This window comes from Microbacterium deminutum (assembly GCF_039530205.1).
In the GTDB taxonomy this organism is placed as follows: domain Bacteria; phylum Actinomycetota; class Actinomycetes; order Actinomycetales; family Microbacteriaceae; genus Microbacterium; species Microbacterium deminutum.
In genome coordinates this window covers 250,549-271,154 of the sequence record NZ_BAAAOG010000004.1, presented here as the reverse complement: position 1 = coordinate 271,154, position 20,606 = coordinate 250,549, and the positions used below count along the sequence as shown (strand labels likewise).

General features: G+C 67.1%; 22 protein-coding genes and 3 tRNA genes. 7 read left to right on the top strand and 18 right to left on the bottom strand.

What is annotated here, in order from left to right; all coding sequences use genetic code 11:
* Window positions 1-369 precede the first annotated feature (369 nt).
* The gene (locus tag ABD212_RS12945) at window positions 370-1,158 is read right to left on the bottom strand and encodes an alpha/beta fold hydrolase (protein ID WP_344095255.1); all 789 of its coding nucleotides are present in this window, start codon (window positions 1,156-1,158) and stop codon (window positions 370-372) included.
* Between the two features lie 416 nt (window positions 1,159-1,574).
* On the opposite strand from ABD212_RS12945, the gene ABD212_RS12940 reads away from it, so the two are divergent.
* Entirely contained in the window at window positions 1,575-2,432 is an 858-nt protein-coding gene (locus tag ABD212_RS12940; RefSeq protein ID WP_344095252.1) for an aldo/keto reductase, read from the top strand.
* Between the two features lie 452 nt (window positions 2,433-2,884).
* On the top strand, window positions 2,885-3,301 hold the full coding sequence (locus ABD212_RS12935) for a hypothetical protein (protein WP_344095250.1): 417 nt from the start codon (window positions 2,885-2,887) through the stop codon (window positions 3,299-3,301).
* A gap of 254 nt (window positions 3,302-3,555) precedes the next feature.
* On the opposite strand, the gene ABD212_RS12930 is transcribed toward ABD212_RS12935, so the two are convergent.
* From ABD212_RS12930 to ABD212_RS12920, 3 genes are all read right to left on the bottom strand, one after another.
* Entirely contained in the window at window positions 3,556-3,870 is a 315-nt protein-coding gene (locus tag ABD212_RS12930; protein WP_344095248.1) for a hypothetical protein, read from the bottom strand.
* Between the two features lie 7 nt (window positions 3,871-3,877).
* Window positions 3,878-4,933 carry a ParB/RepB/Spo0J family partition protein gene (locus tag ABD212_RS12925; protein ID WP_344095246.1) on the bottom strand — a complete coding sequence of 352 codons (1,056 nt, stop codon included), beginning with the start codon at window positions 4,931-4,933 and terminating at the stop codon, window positions 3,878-3,880.
* A gap of 423 nt (window positions 4,934-5,356) precedes the next feature.
* Window positions 5,357-6,442: an IS110 family RNA-guided transposase gene (locus ABD212_RS12920; protein WP_344095244.1), complete on the bottom strand. Its 1,086-nt coding sequence runs from the start codon at window positions 6,440-6,442 to the stop codon at window positions 5,357-5,359.
* Between the two features lie 652 nt (window positions 6,443-7,094).
* Between ABD212_RS12920 and ABD212_RS12915 the strand changes: the two genes are divergently transcribed.
* On the top strand, window positions 7,095-8,105 hold the full coding sequence (locus tag ABD212_RS12915) for a zeta toxin family protein (RefSeq protein ID WP_344095242.1): 1,011 nt from the start codon (window positions 7,095-7,097) through the stop codon (window positions 8,103-8,105).
* A gap of 20 nt (window positions 8,106-8,125) precedes the next feature.
* Here ABD212_RS12915 and ABD212_RS12910 read toward each other — a convergent pair whose 3' ends face one another.
* Genes ABD212_RS12910 through ABD212_RS12895 form a run of 4 tightly spaced genes read right to left on the bottom strand, consistent with a single transcriptional unit; the run spans window position 8,126 to window position 9,931 of the window.
* Complete coding sequence (locus ABD212_RS12910) at window positions 8,126-8,347, bottom strand: hypothetical protein (RefSeq protein ID WP_344095240.1); 222 nt, start codon at window positions 8,345-8,347, stop codon at window positions 8,126-8,128.
* Window positions 8,344-8,643: a hypothetical protein gene (locus tag ABD212_RS12905; RefSeq protein ID WP_344095238.1), complete on the bottom strand. Its 300-nt coding sequence runs from the start codon at window positions 8,641-8,643 to the stop codon at window positions 8,344-8,346. Before ABD212_RS12905 ends, ABD212_RS12910 begins: the two co-directional genes overlap by 4 nt.
* Complete coding sequence (locus ABD212_RS12900; RefSeq protein WP_344095236.1) at window positions 8,640-9,602, bottom strand: hypothetical protein; 963 nt, start codon at window positions 9,600-9,602, stop codon at window positions 8,640-8,642. Before ABD212_RS12900 ends, ABD212_RS12905 begins: the two co-directional genes overlap by 4 nt.
* On the bottom strand, window positions 9,599-9,931 hold the full coding sequence (locus ABD212_RS12895) for a glutaredoxin domain-containing protein (protein WP_344095234.1): 333 nt from the start codon (window positions 9,929-9,931) through the stop codon (window positions 9,599-9,601). The genes ABD212_RS12900 and ABD212_RS12895 overlap by 4 nt, the downstream gene beginning before the upstream one ends.
* Window positions 9,932-10,043: 112 nt before the next feature.
* Here ABD212_RS12895 and ABD212_RS12890 point away from each other — a divergent pair, with 112 nt between their 5' ends.
* The 3 genes from ABD212_RS12890 to ABD212_RS12880 all read left to right on the top strand — a co-directional run bounded on the left by ABD212_RS12890 (window position 10,044) and on the right by ABD212_RS12880 (window position 12,317).
* Window positions 10,044-10,646, top strand: a complete 603-nt coding sequence (locus ABD212_RS12890; protein ID WP_344095232.1) for a hypothetical protein — start codon at window positions 10,044-10,046, stop codon at window positions 10,644-10,646.
* 161 nt (window positions 10,647-10,807) lie between these two features.
* Window positions 10,808-11,035, top strand: coding sequence for a helix-turn-helix transcriptional regulator (locus ABD212_RS12885; RefSeq protein WP_344095230.1), 228 nt, complete (start codon window positions 10,808-10,810; stop codon window positions 11,033-11,035).
* Window positions 11,036-11,129: 94 nt separating this feature from the next.
* The gene (locus ABD212_RS12880; protein WP_344095228.1) at window positions 11,130-12,317 is read left to right on the top strand and encodes a tyrosine-type recombinase/integrase; all 1,188 of its coding nucleotides are present in this window, start codon (window positions 11,130-11,132) and stop codon (window positions 12,315-12,317) included.
* A 47-nt stretch (window positions 12,318-12,364) separates the two neighbouring features.
* Here the strand turns inward: ABD212_RS12880 and ABD212_RS12875 are convergent.
* The 4 genes from ABD212_RS12875 to ABD212_RS12860 all read right to left on the bottom strand — a co-directional run bounded on the left by ABD212_RS12875 (window position 12,365) and on the right by ABD212_RS12860 (window position 15,241).
* Window positions 12,365-12,438, bottom strand: a tRNA-Met gene (locus ABD212_RS12875).
* 34 nt (window positions 12,439-12,472) lie between these two features.
* Window positions 12,473-12,544: transfer RNA gene (locus ABD212_RS12870), tRNA-Thr, on the bottom strand.
* 64 nt (window positions 12,545-12,608) lie between these two features.
* On the bottom strand, window positions 12,609-14,105 hold the full coding sequence (locus ABD212_RS12865; protein WP_344095226.1) for a peptidoglycan DD-metalloendopeptidase family protein: 1,497 nt from the start codon (window positions 14,103-14,105) through the stop codon (window positions 12,609-12,611).
* A gap of 338 nt (window positions 14,106-14,443) precedes the next feature.
* Entirely contained in the window at window positions 14,444-15,241 is a 798-nt protein-coding gene (locus tag ABD212_RS12860; protein ID WP_344095224.1) for an inositol monophosphatase family protein, read from the bottom strand.
* Between the two features lie 40 nt (window positions 15,242-15,281).
* On the opposite strand from ABD212_RS12860, the gene ABD212_RS12855 reads away from it, so the two are divergent.
* The gene (locus ABD212_RS12855) at window positions 15,282-16,868 is read left to right on the top strand and encodes a phytoene desaturase family protein (protein WP_344095222.1); all 1,587 of its coding nucleotides are present in this window, start codon (window positions 15,282-15,284) and stop codon (window positions 16,866-16,868) included.
* Window positions 16,869-16,918: 50 nt separating this feature from the next.
* Here the strand turns inward: ABD212_RS12855 and ABD212_RS12850 are convergent, their stop codons facing one another.
* The 6 genes from ABD212_RS12850 to ABD212_RS12825 form a co-directional block, all read right to left on the bottom strand.
* A complete protein-coding gene (locus tag ABD212_RS12850) occupies window positions 16,919-17,824 on the bottom strand; it encodes a hypothetical protein (RefSeq protein ID WP_344095220.1) in 906 nt (301 codons plus the stop codon).
* A 59-nt stretch (window positions 17,825-17,883) separates the two neighbouring features.
* Window positions 17,884-18,441 (bottom strand): YbaK/EbsC family protein, encoded by a 558-nt coding sequence (locus ABD212_RS12845; protein ID WP_344095219.1) that lies wholly within the window; start codon window positions 18,439-18,441, stop codon window positions 17,884-17,886.
* A 39-nt stretch (window positions 18,442-18,480) separates the two neighbouring features.
* Window positions 18,481-18,747, bottom strand: coding sequence for a hypothetical protein (locus tag ABD212_RS12840; RefSeq protein WP_344095217.1), 267 nt, complete (start codon window positions 18,745-18,747; stop codon window positions 18,481-18,483).
* 156 nt (window positions 18,748-18,903) lie between these two features.
* Window positions 18,904-18,985 (bottom strand) — tRNA-Tyr (locus ABD212_RS12835).
* Window positions 18,986-19,072: 87 nt separating this feature from the next.
* Window positions 19,073-19,990, bottom strand: a complete 918-nt coding sequence (locus tag ABD212_RS12830) for a PfkB family carbohydrate kinase (RefSeq protein WP_344095215.1) — start codon at window positions 19,988-19,990, stop codon at window positions 19,073-19,075.
* Window positions 19,987-20,487: an FBP domain-containing protein gene (locus tag ABD212_RS12825; RefSeq protein ID WP_344095213.1), complete on the bottom strand. Its 501-nt coding sequence runs from the start codon at window positions 20,485-20,487 to the stop codon at window positions 19,987-19,989. Before ABD212_RS12825 ends, ABD212_RS12830 begins: the two co-directional genes overlap by 4 nt.
* Between the last annotated feature and the right edge of the window lie 119 nt (window positions 20,488-20,606).

Here is a 20,606-nt window from a genome sequence, read left to right as displayed (position 1 = left end):
CGGAACACCATCCGCGACCAGTCGCCGGATCAACGCCCAATCCTCCACCGAGATCACCCACCCAATCTGTCTGGGTGGCCTCGTTTTCGCCCGTCGCTAATGCATCAGATTCGCCCGTCGCCGACAGCGAGAACAATCATCGGTGCGCGGTAAGAATCCTGGTGACATCCCGCACACATTCCCCAAGCGAGCGCACACTCGGTTGTACGCCTCACACCACAAACGGGCACTGCCCGGCGAGGGATCCGCTTACTGACCTGCGTCTCGCCCTGGCGGTCACAGACAGCGCCACGGAGCCATCACAATCATGGGACTGGGCCGGTCGGCTGGCAGCACGGCAGCCGTGCAGCACGGCAACCGGCGAGCACATCAGGTCGGAATCCGGGCGGCGAACTCCGTGATCGCCCCCGCGAGCACGTCCGGAGCGGAGTCATTCGCCCCGTGAGCCTGGCCCATCAGGTCGGTCTGCCTGGGTGGTCTGGGTAGGACAGCGGCGAGCTGGGCGCTTCGATCGCGCAGATGACGGGGGCTTTTCTCCCCGGTGATCAGCAGTACCGGCAGCTGGACTCCCGCGAACCGCTGGAGCCCGACCGGCAAGGCATCGAGCATCTCATTGTCGGCGATCTGCCCCTCGGCGAAGTCCGCGAACAGGCGCCGAGCAGGAGGGATCGCTAGGAGAAGTGTGGTGAGCGGTCTGGGCATCCCGACGAGGTCCGTCAGATGAATCCGCATGGCGCGCACCGGATGACCGTCGTCGAGCGCCGTCCGGGCACGCTGGAGCGCTGCGGCGCCCTTCACGCTGTGGGTGACGTCCAGGGGCGGCTCGTAGAGGACGAGCGCGGAGAAGGGACTGGGATCAGCAAGCGCCGCCTCGATCGCCACCACAGCTCCCGACGAGTGGCCCACGAGCACGACCGGCTCGCGGGCCGATGTCGCCACCGCGCGTGCTTCGGCCACCTCGATCTCCACCGCGGCGGCGCCCCGTGCCGGGGGCGTCAGCCGGTACGTCGGGCGTGTGTAGCGCAGCACGCTGAAGGACGCGGCCAAATGGTCCGCTACGCCCTCCCACGTGCGATTGCCGGTACCGCCATGCACGATGACGATCCGGCGACCAGTTCCCTGTGTCACGACCTCGATGTCGCCGGCCGGACCGGGCACGCGCGACAGAGTCTCGAGGGGCGCGTCCACCCGGGCGCGGGCGACGGGACATTCGTCGATCCGAGGTCGGCTGCACGTCATCGTCTGCCACGCGCCGAGTGTAGCCGCGCGAGGAACACGTCCGCCCGGCCGAACGGCGCACGCCTCCTACCCCCTACGCGCGCTGCCCGGATGGGGATCCTCGACCCGGGTAATCCTTCCGCTGTCTGTTGTGTGTGTGCTGATCGCTTATCCCTCCGCTCCCCGCACCCGCGAATGCGACCGGACGCTTCGTTAGCGGATTTGGCGGGTTCGTCCGTCGGCTGAGGCTCGGAACGTACCCGGGTTACACGTCGGGCACGTCCAGCGGGCGGGACTATCGTCAGCTTTGAGCCCGTGCCGGCGCCCGAGCCGGAGCAGGGCGCAAGGAGCAGCTCATGACGACGAGTGTCCAGCTCTCGAATGGCCGGCTGATGCCTCAGATCGGTTTCGGCGTGTATCTCGTGTCCGATGTCGCGGTCTGCGAGGCGAGCGTGAAGACGGCGCTCGAGGAGGGATACCGGCTGATCGACACGGCGATCCTGTACCGCAACGAGCGTGCCGTCGGCCGCGGCATCCGCGCGTCCGGCGTGCCTCGTGACGAGATCCTTCTCACGACGAAGATCTGGCCGAACGACTACCGATACGACAAGGCCCGCGGGGCGATCGCGGGCTGCCTGGAACGCCTCGACGCCGGCTACATCGACCTGCTCCTCCTGCACCAGCCCGTGGGCGACGTGCGCGGAGCCTGGAACGCCCTTGAGGAAGCCGTCGATGAGGGAACCGTCCGAGCCGTCGGCGTGAGCAACTTCACCGCGGCGGATGTCGAGAAGCTCCTCGGTTACGCGCGCATCGCGCCGGTCGTGAATCAGGTGGAGCTGCATCCGCACTGGCAGCAGCCCGACCTGCTCCCGACTCTCGCGAAGCACGGAATCGTGGCCGAGGCGTGGTACCCCCTCGGCCACGGGTCGAAATCGCTCCTCGCCGAGCCCGCGATCGTGGCGGCGGCGACCGCACACGGAAAGTCCCCCGTGCAGGCGATCCTGCGGTGGCACGTGCAGCGCGGGTTCGTCGCGATCCCCAAGTCGACGAACCCGGCTCACATCAAAGCGAACCTCGAGGTATTCGACTTCGAGCTCAGCGACGCCGAGATGGACGGCGTCGACGCGCTCGGCAAGACCAACCCCATGTTCCGCATGCCACGGTGGGCGATGGCCACCGCCATGCCGCTCATGCGATCCCGCGCCTTGGAATAGCGCTCAGGAACTTCGCGCCCACGCTGGACCGCTCAAGACGTCGACCGGCCCCGCGGCTCTCGCGGCGCAGCAATCGGACGGTCATCAAGTCAGCGGCGGGGTCTGCTCCGCTGCAGCGCTCGCGGCCGCGCCACTTCCGCGCATTGCCCGGACATGGATGGCAGATGGACGTACTCTGAGCCGCACGCGGCGTACCTCCATCGGGCATTGCCCGTTTACGGATCCTCGTCGCACAGTGCGGGGGACAACTCGCCCACCGGCAAGTCCGAATCTGAGCAGACGGATGAGAGAGTGCTCGCATGGATCAGGCGCCCACGGGCCAATTCTCTGGAGCGGGGGCGTTGACCACGCGTGTTGCGGTTACCCACACCGGTGGCTGAGGATGGGAAAGCCGCTGGCAGCTGGTCACGAAGTACCTATCGCGTCTGAAAGAGTTGTACGACGGCGCGCAGATGGACTCCAACACGGACCTCTGGGCCATCGTGAACAGCTTCATGATCGATTGCTTTCACCTCACTGAAGCCTTTTCGCATGGGGCGGGCCTCACCGCACAAGCCAACGCGGCCGCAGATGCCAGCTCAGAGATACATCTCTGCCGCGACTACGCGAACACCTGGAAACACTTCTACCGGAATCGCAACGTTCGCGTCGTATACATCTGGAAAACGGGCGACTCCGAGAGCGGGGGCCAATTCGTCGAGATTGGTTACAGACTGCGTGATGAGCCAGATTCAAGTCAGACGATCGTCGATGCCTACATCCTTGCGCGAACCGCCTGGGACCACTGGCGCACGTTCATGTCGCAAGACGGCCTCCCAGAGCCGACCGGCCTCACTCAGCCATACCTGGACAAACTGCTCGCGCCGTGACTAGCGGCAGCTCGCGTCTTAGCCTCGCCCGTCGCATTCGGTTGCGGAAGTCACGACGTGCACCCAAGCAGCTCGCAACAGTGCGCACCCGACATCCCTCACACGCGGTGCTCGCATACGGGTGACTGATGCACGAAATGGACAAGCGGGCGCACGGACCCGTCCCACCTTCGTGCAGTGCCCGCATGCGGATCGGTCGAGTGCAGGGGCGAAACGGGGCGGCCCGCTCGATCACGAGGGGACCGCCCCCAGCCCTAATCGCTCGTCTCGTGACCGTCCTCGGCACCCACCACAACGTCGTCATCCTCAGGCGCCGCCTCGTCGTGCGCGTCGCTGTTGCTCTCCGGGCCCTTCTTGCCTGTGACCAATTGTTCGACGTTACTGAGGTCGTAGCCCCACCCGGCGAGTCGAGCCAGGTAGTCCGCGTCGCGAGCGCTGGGTCGTCGCCAGGTGTCGCGGCTGGTAGAGGATTCGATCCCGCCGAGGATGATCGCGAGCGTGACGTGCTGCGCCCGCGTCGGATGCTGAACGAGCAGGACGCCGATGTTGTCCTCGCCGCAGTATGGCACGGACGGTTCAAGGCACAGGAGTTCGTGGGCAAGTGTGTTTCCCGCGCTGATCGCTGAGCCGATCGTGTCGATGGTAGGTGAGCGCGTGCGCGACCCAGGCGGCGGCATCCTTCGGGAGGGTCTTGCGTGACAGGAAGGTCGCGAGCCATTCGCGTCGCACGGTCTCGGCGGATGCCCAGGCCTTGTTGTTCGCGATCAGGGTGCGGCGTTCCTCCTTCTGCTCCTTGGTCATCGGACCAGAGCCAGATCCTGTGCCGGTGGCCTTCTTGAAGCCGGCCGCCTTCGGATCGGCGACGAAGTAGGTCACCTGGGCGTCTCCGTCCCACCCAACCCGCACATACGCTGCGCGACCGTCCACGTCGGCGATGTGCTCCACGGTGGCTGACTCACCCTCGCCGGTGGTGAGGTCGGTGATGCGGGTGTACTCACCCTCATAGAACCAGTCCTTCTCGAGGATCACGAACCCGCGTGCAGTGAGGTCCTCCTCCGCAGCGGCCTTGGCCGTCGCGCGGGCCCTGTCGTCGCGGGCGCGCTGCGCGGTGTGCGCGAACTGGGCAGGGTCGCTGGTGGCGACCTCGATCAGCCGCGCCCGCGCGTCCGCGTCGTCGTCGAACTCGATGAGCACCGCGGCCTGGTCAAGGGTGAGCGCGTGCTGCTGCACGGCGGATGCCGCGACCGGGTTCTCAGCGACGGCGAGGCCGGTCTTGACCTCGGCCTGCTTGGTGCCGGTTCGCTTGGCGATCGTGGCGACCCCGAGACCTTCGAACACGAGCTGCTGGAACGCGGCGGCGCGGTCGGCAGCGCTGAGGGACTCGCGGTGGTCGTTCTCGACCATCTGCTGGATGATGCGCTCCGCTGTCGCGTCGTCGGCGTCGACCACGTAGACCGGGATGACCTCGATGGCGGCGTCGATTGCGGCCAGGGTCCGGCGCTGGCCAGCTCGGACGATCACCTGGTCATCGACACGGCGAGCGAGGACCGGGGTGAGGACACCGTTCTCACGGATGCTCTGCACGAACTCCTTGGTCAGCGGGGCGCTGGGCCGCACGTTCTCTTCGATCACCAGGGACTCGGGTCGAGGTGCTCGATGGTGCCCCGGAGGGTGGCTGTGGTGGACATCTGTGTCTCTCCGTTCAACTCTTCTTGTTCGCCTGACTGGCAGGTGGATCGAGAGTGAGCGGACGCTGCGCAGTGCCGGGTCATGGAATACCGGACTGAGCGCAGCGACCCTTCTATGTCTCGCGTCAAGACCCCTTGCCAGTTGGTTGCCGTTTTCGGCAGTGGCATCAAGAGCGGGCGGGAGCGGTGGAGTGCAGGGTCGTGGAATACCGGACGGAGCGAAGCGGAGGAGGTTATGCCGCGAAAGCCCGGAATGGAGCCGTGGACGGCCGCTACGATGGCGCAGCCGAGAACGGCAGCGTTGGGCTTGCCTCGACTATGGGCGTTTGCGTGATCTGGGTTGATGACGCACCATCGGCGGCGTGCGCTATGACGCTCTCGGCAGGTTCTCGACCGACGGTGTGGACCGCATCGTGGTGGTCAGCTCGCGGTAGATCTGTCTGGCGATGTAACGCTTGAGGGATCGGCGGATGTCTCTGGTGGTCTTTCCTTCCGCGAGGCGGCGGTCCCGATACGCGCGTGTCTGCGGGTCTTTCGCGATGCGGACCCGAGTGACGACGTCCAGTGCCCGATTCAGCTGGCGATCGCCGGAGCGATTGAGTCGATGACGTTTGGTGTTGCCGCTGGACGCCTCGAGAGGAGAAACGCCGCCCAGTGAAGCAAAGGCAGCCTCGCTGCGCACCCGGCCGGGGTGTGAGTAGACGGTGACGAACACGGCAGCTGTGACCGGGCCGATGCCGCAGTTCTGCAACAGGGTGGGTGCGAGTTCGGTGACGCGCAGTTCGAGGGCGTCGCGGTTCTCCTTCATCCGAACGGTCAGAACGAGCACGTCACGCGCGAGACGTACGGCCTCTCCGCGGGCCGTTGCCTCCTCGATGTCATCGGACGGACGTGCACGCCACGACGCGATGAGCGACACCTGCTTGTCCGTGAGCGGCTTGCGCGCATCCAGGCCAAGGTCAACGACTCTCAGCAGCGCGGTCAGAGTGTTCCGGGACGCGGTGCGCTGCGTGTCCATCGATCTGCGAGCCGCGAGAAGAACGCGCAGTGCGCTGCGCACCTTTCCCGCCCGCGGATGGAGAAGCCTGGTGACTTCGCGGCCGAGGACGCTCTGCGTGGCAGCCTCAGCGTCGATCGAATCGGACTTGCCGCGACCACTGCGAGCCGCAGTTCTCGGCGGCTTCGCCTCCACGACAGGGATCGAGACAGCGGTTAGCGCGGCGACGAGACCCGCACCGTACGAACCGGTGCCCTCAACGGAGGCAAGCAAGGCACCGCCGCCAGCGCGGCGACGTGCCCAGTCAACAGCACGCGCCAGCCCCGCGGGGCTGGTCGGGAACTCGTCCGTAGCAATCAACCTCCCCGTGGCCGCCTCAACTATCGCGAGGGTGTGCGTCCTCGCATGTGTGTCGACTCCCACAACGTAGGAGTACTCGTCAGCAACTGTGCACACCGCATATTCCCTTCCTGGATCTATCGGGGCACGCGGCGGGTGATCGATGCGGGGCAGCTCTCTAACGAGTCACGACTCTTCGGCCGGACAACCTTCAGCCATCGCAGCGGACTACCGGTGCCGGCCCCACACGGTGGACGAGTCGCTGCCAAGTCACCGACCACGCGGGACAGAGGGAGGAAGAGTCACGTCGTGCAGAACCGGCCCCAGCCTGTCAGCCGGCCGCGGGCCAGCCGACTCTCATTAGAGAGGGAGGATATGCCGTGAAAGCCCGGCACGGAGCCGCGGCAGCGAACTACGATCGGCCGGACAGGCAGACGAACCCCGGCGTTCCTCACCGATCGCCGCAAAGGCCGCATGTCAGCGAAAACGCCCGCTCGGTAGACTTCGACCGAGGAGGCTTGGTGGCAGTCAGGTCGGCATGGCGCGCGAACGATATCGTCGCGTACGACCGACTGCGAGCGACTGCGAATGTAGCTATCGCGTTGCTCTTCCAACTCGTCGATGACGGCGCGATGACTGCATCAGCCGCGAGCGCTCAGGCCGCGGAGGTTCGGAATGAAGTCCTCCGTGTCGACGGATTCAACCGCGCTGCAGTCGACGCCGCTCAAACCGGCCTCGACACGCGCATCGGTGCGCTCGGCGGCACTCGGTGATCACCGAAGCGCTGTCACAGACCGAACTCGAGGGAGTCTTCGAGCGCAGAATCGTACCTGTTGTGTTCTCACAACCACCGAGCCGCAAAAACCCTGAACTCGTCATCGTGAGTGGGCAGCCGGGTTCTGGCACGGCAGCCGTTGCCGCACGGCTCCAGTCTGAGTCGCCAAGCGGAATGGCTACCGTGAACGCCGACGACCTCCGGGCGTTTCACCCGGGCTTCTTGGAACTTGCGGCCAGCCGATCACCGGACGCCGCGTCGGCCCTGGCAGAGAGTGCCGCGGAGTGGATTCGCCTGTCCCTCGCACACGCTCGAACGAATGGCCATCCGATTGTGCTCGACGGAAGCCTGACCTCGCCGCGCGCGGTACTCGGCCTCGCAGAGCTGTTCAAGGATCACGGGTTCCAATCGCTCGTCGTGATCACCGCTACGCCGCGATCGGAGAGTCTGCTCTCATCGATGTCGCGGTTCCTCCTCGATGCGCGATCGAACACGCGGTCCCCGCTCGTCGACGTCGCCCGTCACGATGCGGCGCTGGAGGGAACGCGGGAGCTCGCGCAGGCGTTGGAGGAATCGGGTGGGGTCGATCGACTGTCTGTCGTGACAGGCCGCGGTGATGTCATCTTCGAGGCTGCCGAAGGAGATTCTCTTACTAGCGCAAGAGAAGCGGTTCTCCGTGGGCAAAGTGTCAGCATGTCGAACGCGGAAGCGATGCGATGGCTCGCGGAGCTGCGCGCGATGACAGACCTCGTCGTCCGCGCGGGCCGCGTCTCGCCGGCGATCGGTGAGGTACTCCTCGAGCTTCACGACGCCGCACTCCAAGATGTACTCCCGCGAATCACACTCCCTCAGGACTCACAAGCGGGCCCCGCCACCGTAGAGAGTCTTGGACGCCAACGCGACGCGTTGCGATCTGTGATGGCGCAGAAGGCACCCGTGATCCGCGAAGATCTTGCGGCTCCGACCATCGCGCCGGACAGCTCAGGGCCGTCGATCGGCCGTTAGAACCTGCGCGAGGCGGTGCGCTAGGACAGCAATCCAGTCGGTCCTTCGCCGGCGACCTGCCCTATTGAGGCCCCAATCAGTGTGCCTGCAATCGTCACGACTAGGAGCAGCACCGCCCATTCGATGGCGCGGACCATTCGAAGTTGAAACAACGACGCGCCAACGCCGACGATGCCCATGACAACCCCTAGCCCGCAAAGCGCGATGAGAACTATCGAAACGGAAAGCAACGCGCCGCTCATCCCGCCCCTCCAGCGTCTTGAACCAGGCGATTGAGAGTGCCGATGAACCCTCGACGGTCGGCCAAGGGATCGGTGATCAGATTCCGGATGGTGTCTCGAACTTCCGTTAGCAGTTCAGCCGGCAGATCAATCAGTGGAGCGGAGCACCAGGCGACATCTGCATCGAGAACGTAGCCGGGGTCACTGGCCTCCTTCCCGGGGTAGTACGTGAACGCGGAGACCGCCGTGCGGTAGACGACCTCCTCAGCGTTGGCTCTGTCGATCATCCCAAGCTCCCTTCTTTCGATCATTCTCAACGGTTGAGTCCTTGCTGACTCGAGAGCTGCCACAACACCGAAAGAGGTGTCGGGGGGTTCACACCGTGATCTCGCCGGGGAGGAGCCACTCGACGCAATCGTTCATTCACTTCGCGCGCTATGGCATCCATGCGCGCGTTCTCGGCGTCCACAGCCGCCTGCTCGCCCATGGCAGCGCGAACTCGCTCCTGCAGTTTGGGATTCTGCGACCAGTGATGCGCCGCTCTCGCCCGATCACAGTCACGCCAAAACTCCGCGAGCAAACCATCCGGAGTGGGAGGGCCGAGCCGCATAGTGCGGATCTCGCCGCGGGTGTACTTCTTGGCGAAGAAGCTGTCCGCCGCAAACCGATTCACTGCCCGCTCCTTGGCGGTCGTGCGGTGCAGCTTCCACGTCGGCAGGCCGTTCGCCCGACGCCAACGGTCCTTCCTCCGCCACCGTTCCTGATACTCTCGGCGCTTCTCAGGGTGCTCCGCGAAGAACGCCTTCTGTGCCGCAAGGCGGTCTTGGGCGTGCCGGCGATAATAGTTCCGGGATCGCTCGCGGGGGCCCGAAGGATCGTCGGCATCGCGAGCCCGGTTGGCGGCGAGGACCTGCTCCCCGTGCGCGGCTCTCCACGCACGCATCCGCTCCCTCTCCGCTGCGCGGTATCCCATAGGGTCAGCGGCAAGTCGTTTGGCGCGCCACTCGCGCATCCGTGCGCGAAGGTGCTCAGGGTTCGCGGCGTAGTACGCGCGGCCGCGCTCCCTCTTGCGCTCAATCGCGCGTTGCCGCTTCTTGCGACGACGCTCCGACTCGCGGTTGTGTTCACGAGCAGCTTCGCGATGTTCTTGCTTCCACAGCCTGTTGTACGCGACGACGTGCTCCTTGTTGCGTTCGCGCCAGGCACGCGTCGACTCTCGCTTGCGATCTGCCGGCGAAGGCGTCGATTCGCCGGCACCGGAGCGAGGCTCGGTCACCGCGGCACCTCTTGAGATGTCGTTGATCGCTCGTGCGTCAGCATCTCGATCAGGTCAGGACGGAACCCCGACCAGTGATTTTCCGGGTCGTCGTCGACCAGGACCACAGGCGCCTCGGTGTATCCGAGATCCTCGGTGATCCAGAGGCGCATCGCCGCGCTCCGCTCTTCACGCAGGTCCACAAGATCGAACCGGATGCCGGCAGCCGTGAGGCACCGGCATGTCAGCGTGCATCGCATGCACTGGGGTCCGGTGGTGCACACCGTTACGTGTGGCGCGGCCTGGGGCTGGGATGACGTATCCCGGTCGCAGTTGGTCACAGTTGCCATCGTCCGCTCCGCTCTGTCTATCCAGAAAGAGGTTCTACACAAGTGAAGCACTAAGTAATACCGTCAGCAAGAGAGCATGCGAAAGTGCAGTGCGGTTAGACACAATGAGGGGGTGAAGGTCGACGTGAAGACAATCGACGAACGCGAGATGACATACGAGTCAGCGACGCAGCAAGTCGGTTCCGCGCTGCGCATTGCTCCGGCATTCATCGCACGACGCGACGACGACGCAATCGGCGTGCGAACGGAACTCCGATGCGAGTACATCGCGTGGGAGGGGCGCTACGTCATTCGACGCGTCACTAACGAAGCGCTCCAGGAGTCAGCGGAACTGAATCACAGCCTCGTTGCGAAGGTTCGTATGCAGGCGATCGTGCAAGCCGCAGCTCCCCATTGCATCTTCCTCACACTCGACGAGGAGTCAGATCCGGATGCCAGGTGGATCAGTGCGGACGCGCTCTCCAGCGCGGAAGGCAGACTTCTTCCTCCCGCGCTCGCGCAGGCGGTCGTTCGCCGCGGCGGGACTGAAGCGCGGATGGAGGCGATCGAGATGCTTTATGGAACCGCGGCGCTCTCCAGCCAGCCGCCCGCCAAGCTGATCCAGAAGGAACTCGGCATCCCCCACCGCACCGCTTCGCAGTGGATCATCGATGCCCGCAAAGCGGGACGCCTCGAGGGCATGAACTACAACGCGGCTCGACCGGCAGGTGCGTAGCGAGCGCAGCGCGGTTTCACCGACCTGCGGTGTCGACCTCCGCGGTGATGCCGAATTCGCCGTGGTACGGGATGCACTTAGCGTTCATGCCCGCCCGATCGCGACGTCGACCTCATGCAGTAGTCACCACGCGCACTCGCGCTGTTCGGAAAGGAACTCCTATGACCATTGAGCAGTTGACCGCCGAGCTTGTGTACGGCGAGCCGCACGAGTCGTATCTCACGCGGCGGGAGGCAGCGACCCGGTGCAAGGTGCCGCTGTCGACGTTCGATAGCCTCCGCCGGCAGAATCGCGTCCCGTTCCCAGACGCCGAAATGGGCAAGCATATGCTGTGGCGCGAGTCCACCATCGACGCGTTCCTCGATGCGGGCGGGACACGTGCCAGCTGACCAGGATCGAGGAGATCGGCGCGACCCGAAGACCGGCCGGCTCCTTCCGGACGGCATTCGCTACCGACGCGACCGCAACAGGTATCAGGTGCGCGTGTGGGCCACCGGCCTCAACGGCGAGCAAAAGGAGCGCTCGTTCTACACTCCGACGCTTGCAGAAGCCAAACGCATTCGAGCGGAAAGCACGGCGCGCCAGCACCCGGACGGGAGCATGACCCTCAATGAGTGGCAGCGCCGATACTGGAGCGTCATCGAGACAACCGTTCGTCCGTCCACCGTGCGTGCGTACGAACGAGGGTGGCGGTTGCGCGTGAAGCCGTGGCTCGGGCACAAGAAGCTCGAGAAGATCACAGCTGGGGACGTGGAAGAAGCGATGACCGGTTGGACCGGCAAGACCTCAACGCGCATCGATGCGCTGTCGGTGCTGAGCCGACTTCTCGACGGAGCAGTGAACGCACGTCTCGTTCCGCTGAATGTGGCTCGACTGGCGAGGCGACCTCGGATGGACCCCGCCGGCAACCCCCGCTCACGCGCTCTCTCTCAGGACGAAGTTGCCGTGGTCCTGGAGTCCATCGAGAGCATCCCGCACCGCCGATACATCGCAGCCCTCGTCTTCACGGGGATGCGAGCGAACGAGGCGGCGGCGTTGCGCACCCAGGATGTGGACCTCGACTATGGCATCATCCGAGTCTCGCGCAATGCCAGTGTCGGACTCGACGGCCAACCTGTTGACTTGACCCCCAAGAGCCACAAGGAGCGCACCGTGCCGATCGCCGCCGCCCTGGCGCCGCACCTGGAGGCGGCCCTCGCTGGGAAGAAGCGCGGGGACCTCGTTTTCACCGGCGTGAAGGGTGGCAAGCTCAATCCTTCAAACGTGAAGCGCGCCGTGAAATGGTCCGCCGTCCGCGACCTTCTTGACAGGTCGGATCTGAAGCTTCACGACCTGCGTCACACGTTCGCAACGCTGCTGTTCGACGCGGGGATGTCGGCCAACGACATCCAGGCCATCCTCGGGCACGCGAGCCTGCAGACGACAGAGATGTACAGCCGCGCACGTGACCACGCAGCACAACGAGCGGTGACCGCCCTCGACTCACTCTTCGGCGCACATCCGGCGCATCAGCTCTCACCACCTCAAACACTGCGAGCTCTCGAGGCACTCCCCCGCAACCATGACAAAGACGCCGCCGAAGCGACTGGCGATACGGGCCACCGAACGGCCGACGAAATCACCAAACCGGCCCAAAACCGGCCCAAACGGCCTCCGCGGAGCGATTCATAGGAAACCCAGAGACAAGAAAACCCCCGCTGGCCGGGGGTTTGATCTTGTAGCAGGAGCGGGGCTTGAACCCGCGACCTCACGATTATGAGTCGTGCGCTCTCACCAACTGAGCTACCCTGCCGCACGGCATCCGGTCGCAAGAAATGGATGCTGCGAGCCCCGAGTCAGGATTGAACTGACGACCCCTTCCTTACCATGGAAGTGCTCTACCACTGAGCTATCGGGGCGTGCCACCCGCGTGCGGGCAACTAGAAGAGGATACCAGAGCGGAGCCTCGCGGCTGAATCGGCGTCAGCCTCCGGCGTGCGCGCGCAGCCACGGGATCGGGTCGATCGCCGTGGTGCCGCCGAGCAGGATCTCGAAGTGCGTGTGCGCCCCGTAGGAGCGTCCGGTGTTGCCGGTGCGGCCGATGACCGTGCCGACGGTCACGTGCTGGCCGGCCGCGACTTGGAGCGAGCCGTACTGCATGTGCGCGTAGCGGCTCGAGACGAGCTGTCCGTCGATGTGGTGGTCGATGACGACCGTCACGCCGTAGGCACCACCCGAGTTGGTCGCGATGCGGACGACTCCATCGGCGATCGCCTGGATCGGGGATCCGGCGCCGGGCGTGAAGTCGACGCCCTCGTGCATGCGACCTGAGCGCATGCCGAATCCGTAGCTGATCGGCACGCCGACCGCGAACGGCCACTGGATGGGCGAGTTCGGGTTGTTGACGAAGAAGTTCGAGAAATTGTGGATGCCGGATTGCTGGGCGAGCTGGGCCGTCGTGACCGTCGCGTAGTTCTCGGTGCGATTCAGCTGCACGTCTTCGGCTGTCGCCGGGGCGACGTAGGCCTGGATCGCATCGGGATCGATGTTGGGGCCCGCGTCGCCGGGAGCGACAACCACGGTGGAGTTGTCGCTGCCGCTCGCGACGGCGACAGCCTCTGCAGGAGTCGTCATGCCGACCGTGAGCAGGCCGACGATGCTCATGACGCCGACCGAGAACGACGCGGCCGTGATGCGCTTGAACGCGGCTCCATTGCTCGGCCGCACGGCTCGCGGTGCCACGCGCGGCTTGCCGGCGGTGGGACGCGAGTGCCGGTGCCCGGTGTGGGGGGCGGTGGGGATCGCCTCGGACTCGGCGTCGGCCTGGATCGGCGTCTCGCCCGTGAACGAGAAGAGGCGTGCCGCGGCTTCGAATTCGTCGACATCGGATGCCGCGTGCCGCTGCTCTTCGGTGGGCTCGGTGACGGGCTGGTCGACCGTGACGGGTTCGGTGACGACGACCGGTTCGAGAAGCTCGAAGGGATCGGCCGGAGTGAGAACCGCATCAGGCAGCGGGGGCGCGACCGTCTCGACCGGCTCAGGCATCTCGCCGGCACTCGGTGCGAACTGATCCGGCTCGTTGACCGGCCGCGGAGCGCGGCGGGCGCGGCGGCTGAGCGGCGGGACGATGAGCGGCTCTGCGGGGACGGCGGGCGCGGGGCTGTCCACAGCGAGCGGCTGGACACTGATCGGCTCGCTCGCGATCGGCTCAACCGCGATCGGCCCAACCGCGATCGGCTCAACCGCGATCGGCTCAACCGCGATCGGCTCGACCGTGATCGCGCTCATGCCGGCGGCGACAGCCGCGACCGCGGTGGCGGCCAATTCGGGCGTCGTCGGCGGGGTGGTCTCCCCCGCGATGGGCGTGTGGTCAGCGTCAGCGAGGGCCGCCGGGGCGGGGATGCCCGAGTCGGCCACCTCAACAGGAGAGGCCGGGATCGCGGCATCCATCGCCATCATCGCCGCGGCGCGGCCCCACACGACTGCCGGACGCTCGGGCGCAGACGCACCGGCGAGCCGCCTCAACTCGGCGCGGGAAGCCCGCTGGGTCTCCGCCGACGCCTGGACCGGCGTGGTGGAGGTGCGGCTGGCGCGCCGTGTGGGCGCAGATTCAGCCAGGGGGGCGTCGAAAGACAAGCGGAAGGGCTCTCGGTCGTGTCGCTTCGGGGGCAACGGTACGGTCGTCGGGCTCTGATCACCTCGCCGTTCGGGCGACGAAGGTAACGATCGGGTAAACACTATCGTGGCCGCCCTGGGAATGCCATGTGCGAGTCGGTTTTCGCCGGTTTTCGACGAGAACCCTCACGAAACTCTCACATTCAGGCTCCCAGAGCCGCCGTCAGCAGTCTCTCGAACAGCGCCGCACCGCTCGCGACCAACAGGTCGCTGTTCGGTCTGCCACCCGCGCCGGCTCCGCCGATCATGCCGCCTGCTTCAGTCACCAGAAGGGCCCCAGCGGCGTGATCCCAGGGATTCAGGCCTCGCTCGAAGTAGCCGTCCAGCCGTCCGGCAGCGACGAAGGCGAGATCCAGGGATGCCGCGCCGATGCGCCGCAGGTCACGTGCCAGCGGCATGACCCGAGCCACACGCGCGAGGTCGCCGGCATGGGTCGCCGGGTCGTAGCCGAACCCCGTGGCGAGCAGCGCACCCGCCGGAGTCGCGGCGTTGACCGTGAGCCGCGCGCCGGCGAGCCACGCCCCGCCCCCCCGCGCGGCGTGGAACAGCTCGCCGTTCGCCGGGCTGAAGACGACGCCGGCGAGCGCCTCCCAGGCGTCGGGGCGCGGGTCGCCTGCCACCGCCGCGATGCTCACAGCCCAGGCGGGGATGCCGTACGCGTAGTTGACCGTGCCGTCGATCGGGTCGACGACCCACGTGACATCGGTGTCGCTGGTGGCGGCGCCGGACTCCTCACCCAGGAACCCGTCGCCAGGGCGTTCCGCCGCCAGCCTCGCGCGGATCAGCGCCTCGACCTCTCGATCGGCCTCCGTGACGATATCGGCCACCGCGGATTTAGTCGCAGCGATCGCGACCCCGTCGAGGCGTCGGCGCCGCGCGAGGTCTCCGGCCTCTCTGGCGATGTCGATCGCAAGGGCACGGAGGTCTTCGGCGAGCGGCATGCGACCACGGTATCGCCGCACGGCGGGTTAGCGTGGGGGGATGCCCCGCGCAGCATCCCCCCACAAGCACGATGTCGTGATCGTCGGAGGCGGCCACAACGCCCTCGCAGCCGCCGCCTACCTCGGCCGGGCCGGCCTCTCCGTCGTCGTGCTGGAGCGTCTCGATCACGTGGGAGGGGCGGCCGTCTCCGAGCGGCCATGGGCCGGAGTCGATGCCCGCCTGTCGCGGTATTCGTACCTCGTGAGCCTGCTGCCCCGGCAGATCATCGACGAACTCGGGTTGCGAGTCGACCTGCGCCGGCGCCGGTATTCGTCGTACACGCCGGATCCTGCGAACCCCTCGCGCGGCATTCTCGTCGACACGGCGGATGCCGCAGCCACGGCACGATCCTTCGCCCGAACGACAGACGATCCGAATGAGGCCACGCGATTCGCCCGCTTTTACGAGCGACTCGGCCCGGCCGCCCGCGCGCTCTTTCCGACGACGACCGAGCCGCTGATGCGCCGGAGTGCGGTGCGCCGGCAGCTTGCCGACGACGAGCTGTGGGCCGACCTCGCGGAGCGGCCGCTCGGCGGAATGATGCGCTCATCGCTCGAGACGGACATCGCCCGGGGAATCGCCCTCACCGACGGACTGATCGGCACATTCTCGTCGGGGGACGATCCGAGCCTGCGCCAGAACCGCTGCTTCCTGTACCACGTCATCGGCGGCGGAACCGGGGACTGGGACGTACCGGTCGGCGGCATGGGCCGCGTCACCGCAGAGCTCGAGCGCGCCGCCCGGGAGGCGGGCGCCGAACTGCGCACCGACGCCGAAGTCACCGCCGTCGCTCCGGACGGCGAGGTGACGCTCGCCGGAGGAGCGACGCTGAACGGCCGGCTCGTGCTGAGCGGCGTCGGACCTGCCGTGCTGGCCCGACTGCTCGCGTCCGCCGGTGCCGATGGTCCTGACGGGCAGGCTCCCGAGGGCGCGCAGGTCAAGGTCAACATGCTGCTGCGACGGCTCCCCCGCGTGCGCGACGACCGCATCGCCCCCGAGGCCGCCTTCGCGGGGACGCTCCACGTCAACGAGACCATGACCCAGCTCGACGCGGCCTTCGCGACAGCATCGGCCGGCGGCATCCCGGACCCGCTGCCCGCCGAGATCTACTGCCACTCGCTCACCGACCCGTCGATCCTCAGCGCTGAGCTGCGCATGGCCGGGGCGCAGACCCTCACGCTCTTCGGACTGCAGGTGCCGCACCGGCTGATCGCCGGGACGGATCGGGATGCCGCGCGCGCGGCGCTGCTCGCGGCGGCCACGCGCACGCTCGACTCGGTGCTGGCCGAACCCATCGCCGACTGCGTCTACGAGGCCGCGGACGGGTCGCCCTGCATCGAGACGCGCACGACCCTCGACCTCGAGGACTCACTCGGCATGATGGGCGGCGACATCTTCCACGGGGCGCTCTCGTGGCCATGGGCCGATGACGACGAGCCGCTCGACACGGCCGCCGCGCGCTGGGGCGTGGGCACCCTGCACCCTCGCATCCTGCTGTGCGGCTCGGGAGCGCGGCGCGGCGGCGCAGTCAGCGGACTGGGCGGTCACAACGCCGCGATGGCGGCGATCGAGTCCTTGCGCGGCTGAGTCCGCGACGACCCGCGACGGATGCCGCGACCTCGCCGTCGCGACGGGGGCTAGGGGCGGGGAGGCAGCGGTGGCGGGGGCGGATAGCCCTCGTAACCCGGGCCCGAGGCGACCGACGAACCTGGCGGAGGCATGGCCGGAGAGTGGGGCATAGGCGTGCCGAACACCCGTGCACCCGGCGACGGATGACCCGTGTAGTAGGCATTCCAGTCGGGCGAGCCGTCAGGCATCATCGGCAGGGGCGTGACTCCGTCGACGTGCATCGGCCAGGGCAGCAGGTCGGGCTGATACGCCGGAGCGGGCTGACCGGGGTCCGCCCGCTTCGGTGCGAACAGCACGTTCACGAGCGGGATCAGCGCGGTGCCCACGGCCGCGAGGATTGCCACGGCGACCACGATGCGCCAGTACAGCTCATTGAAATCCAAGTACTCGCCCAGCACGAGCGGCACGATGAGGAGTGCGGCCAGCCCCACAACGAGCGCGATCGTGACGACCGCGACCGTCTGCGTGAACGCCGTGACATACCGCTGTGACGCCCGGACGAACAGCCGGATGTGCAGGAGCGCGAGCTGCAGGATCAGCACGACGAAGAGGAACTGGACGAATCGGGTGACGCCGTTCCACGAGTAGCGCTCCGGCATCCAGATCAGCACCGCTCCGATGAGCAGGGCCGCAACCCACGAGGCCATGCTCGCGAGGGCGAACCAGGCGGGGCGGCGAGGCGCGAGGTGCGCGTCGAGGATCGCGACGCCCGCGAACGCGACCAGCAGCAGGATCGTGAGGAACGCGCGACCCACGATGCCGTTCTGCGAACCGGCGAGCACCCAGACGACGCACACGATCGCCGCGGCGATCAGCGCGCCGATCGCCACCCAGATCGCAGCCCTCAGCAGCGGCGACGTCGAGGCATCCGAGCGGACCGGGGACGACACTCCACGGGGGTCGGGCATGGTCATGGCGATCCTCTCTGACGGCGCGTCGACACGCCTATCCTGGCACGCCGGCCGCCGATGGCTCAGCCGACCGCGCGAGCCAGATCTTCGACCAGTTCGGCGCCTCCGAGGGCGAGCAGAGCCCGACCGGGCAGGAACAGCTTGCTGCCGCGGATGCCCCCTCCGATCACGACCTCCGGCGCGCTCGCGACCGCGGCATCGACGAGGATCGGCCACCCTTGCGGAAGACCTATCGGCGTGATCCCGCCGTACTCCATGCCGGTGTGCGCGACGGCCTCTTCCATCGGCGCGAACGATGCGGTGCGCACGTCCAGCCGTCTGCGCACGACGCCGTTGACATCGGCCCTGGTCGTGGCCAGCACCATGCAGGCGGCGAACCGGATGTCGCCCCCGCGCTTGCCCTTGACGACGACGCAGTTGGCCGAGGCATCCATCGCCACGCCGTACTGCTCGCAGAAGGCGGCGGTGTCGGCCAAGCCCGGGTTGATCTCGGCGACGCCGACGGTTACAGCGACGTCGGGATCGAGGCGAGCGAGGGCGTCTGCCACGGCCGGGGCGAGCAGTTCGGGATGCCGCGCCGCGGGCAGCACCGTCAGAGACCCGTTGGCAGTCCATTCCATGGAGCCAGGCTAGTGGCGCACCGTGGGCGGTTCTCGTCCCTAGGGAGCGCTGACCTCGAAGGCCACGGCCTCGGGCACGACGGCCTGGGCGTGGAGGTTGATCGCGCCGACGATGAAGGCGATCGGGACCATGCCTGCGCCGATGCTGAGGAGCACGGTTCCGAGCACCTGAAGCCCGATCGCCCCATAGCTGGCCGACCCAGCGGCCCAGATCACCGCACCGAGGACGACGCCCACGACAGCGATGATGATGACGGTGCGAGTGAGCACGGAGAGCGCTGCGAGGGCGCGCTGGCGGTTGATCATGCGGCGAGCATATTGCCCCTCGTCCGCTCCGCGGCTGCCACGCCGCCGACGCCCGAACCGGAAAGCTGCTCAACGCGAGGAAAGCCTCGGCCGATGGCCCCACAAATGACGGATGTCTCGGGACATATGAGACACATGTCGCGAGACATCACATCGTGGCGAGTGAGGGATTCGAACCCCCGAAGTCTAAGACGGCTGATTTACAGTCAGATCCCTTTGGCCGCTTGGGTAACTCGCCAGGTGCGCACCCGCCCGGCTTTCGCAGTCGACCGGAGGCGCGATCAACCATCCTACCTTGTGCGAAAGGGTGCGTGAAACCGTCGGGCTACGTGCCGATGCTGTCGAGATCCAGCGACTGCAGAGCCGACGGAGTGCGCAGCAGCGCGCCCTCGAAACGGCAGGTCGCGGCTGCGACATCCATCGCCGACTGCAGCACCGCACCCCACCCCTCGTCCGTCGACGGCGTGCCTTGTGCCATGACGGCGACCGTCGCCGCGAGCGCGGCATCGCCGGCCCCCATCGTGTCCACGATCCTGCCGGCGAACGTCGACACCGGCCGCGTGACGACCACCTCGCCCGACTCGAGGGTCGCCCCCGATGCACCCTGGGTGGCCAGGACCGCGGATGCGCCGAGCCCGACCAGATGGTCGCGCAGCGCATCCAGAGTCTGGCCGTACAGCAGGGCCGCATCGTCTTCACCGACTTTGACGAGCGCAGACCTCGGCACAAGAGCCTCGAATCCGCGCACGAACTCCGCGCGATCCGACAGCATCCCCGAGCGCGGATTGGGGTCGATCGCGTACGGGGCGGTCGAAGCCGCCAGCGCGTCGGCGAGTTCACTGGTCTGCGCCGCATCGTCGAAGGGGAAGCAGCTCACCGCGACCATCGCGGCATCCCGGATCGCGGCACGCTCGGCATCGCCGAAGTGGATGCGGCGTCCTTGCGCGGCCTCGTTGAACACGTAGACGGGCTCGCCCGTCGAGCTCCGAGTGCTCACGGCCCGCGAGGAGCCGAGAGGCGAGGGCGTGGCGATCAGTTCGACGCCGAAGTCATCGAGATACGACCGGATGTGCGCGCCCGCTGCATCGTCCCCGACCATCGCGATCAGGGCGGAAGGGATGCCGAGGCGCGCCAGCCCGACGGCGACGTTCAGTGCGGCGCCGCCGACGAACTCGCGCACGCCGGCGTCGTCGCGCAGCTCGTCGATGAGCGCGTCGCCGACGACGACCACCCGTTCGGTCATATGCGGCTCCCTGCGGTTTCGAGGACTGATTCGACGAAGGCTTCCGTGCGCCGGCGCGTGCCGTCGATCTTGCGGTCGACGCTCGCGCGCACCTCGTTCGGCGCGAGCGGAGCCGCCAGGCGCACGGTCTCGTGGCACGAGAGGTCAGCGCAGATGTACGTGCCGATGCTGTCGCCCTGAGCGCCGGCGCTCCCGGACTTGCGCGCGGTGAAGAGCGACACCTGATCCGCAGGCTGCATGGTGTGGCACAGGTTGCACATCGCGGAGCGGGCACGCGACATTCCCTCGGCGGCGCGCAGGATTATGCCGGTGGGGTCCTCGCCGACTTCGACGATGACGTATCCCCGGCCCCGGGTGCGCGGATCACGCCATGCGAAGAAGTCCAGGTGGTCCCAGTCGGTGAGCATGAAGTCACTCGGGAGAGCCACAAGTCGGAGCTCGTCATCCGTGGCGTTCACGAACGACGCGCGGACGTCTTCTTCGGTCAACGGGCGCATGCGACCTCCTCGCCGTTTCGTGACAGTCTACGAACCTCGCGCGGGCTGAGGACAGTGCTCTCGACAGTCGTTCCCCTCGGTGGCAGTCTGGTGCCGGACCAGCGACCGCTCGACCCGGT

Coding starts and splice junctions, on each gene's coding strand:
- ABD212_RS12940 (WP_344095252.1), top strand. CDS start 1,575: ATGACGACGAGTGTCCAGCTCTCGAATGGCCGGCTGATGCCTCAGATC.
- ABD212_RS12935 (WP_344095250.1), top strand. CDS start 2,885: ATGGACTCCAACACGGACCTCTGGGCCATCGTGAACAGCTTCATGATC.
- ABD212_RS12910 (WP_344095240.1), bottom strand. CDS start 8,347: ATGAGCGGCGCGTTGCTTTCCGTTTCGATAGTTCTCATCGCGCTTTGC.
- ABD212_RS12895 (WP_344095234.1), bottom strand. CDS start 9,931: ATGGCAACTGTGACCAACTGCGACCGGGATACGTCATCCCAGCCCCAG.
- ABD212_RS12885 (WP_344095230.1), top strand. CDS start 10,808: ATGACCATTGAGCAGTTGACCGCCGAGCTTGTGTACGGCGAGCCGCAC.
- ABD212_RS12860 (WP_344095224.1), bottom strand. CDS start 15,241: ATGCCGCTCGCCGAAGACCTCCGTGCCCTTGCGATCGACATCGCCAGA.
- ABD212_RS12855 (WP_344095222.1), top strand. CDS start 15,282: ATGCCCCGCGCAGCATCCCCCCACAAGCACGATGTCGTGATCGTCGGA.
- ABD212_RS12850 (WP_344095220.1), bottom strand. CDS start 17,824: ATGACCATGCCCGACCCCCGTGGAGTGTCGTCCCCGGTCCGCTCGGAT.
- ABD212_RS12845 (WP_344095219.1), bottom strand. CDS start 18,441: ATGGAATGGACTGCCAACGGGTCTCTGACGGTGCTGCCCGCGGCGCGG.
- ABD212_RS12840 (WP_344095217.1), bottom strand. CDS start 18,747: ATGATCAACCGCCAGCGCGCCCTCGCAGCGCTCTCCGTGCTCACTCGC.
- ABD212_RS12830 (WP_344095215.1), bottom strand. CDS start 19,990: ATGACCGAACGGGTGGTCGTCGTCGGCGACGCGCTCATCGACGAGCTG.
- ABD212_RS12825 (WP_344095213.1), bottom strand. CDS start 20,487: ATGCGCCCGTTGACCGAAGAAGACGTCCGCGCGTCGTTCGTGAACGCC.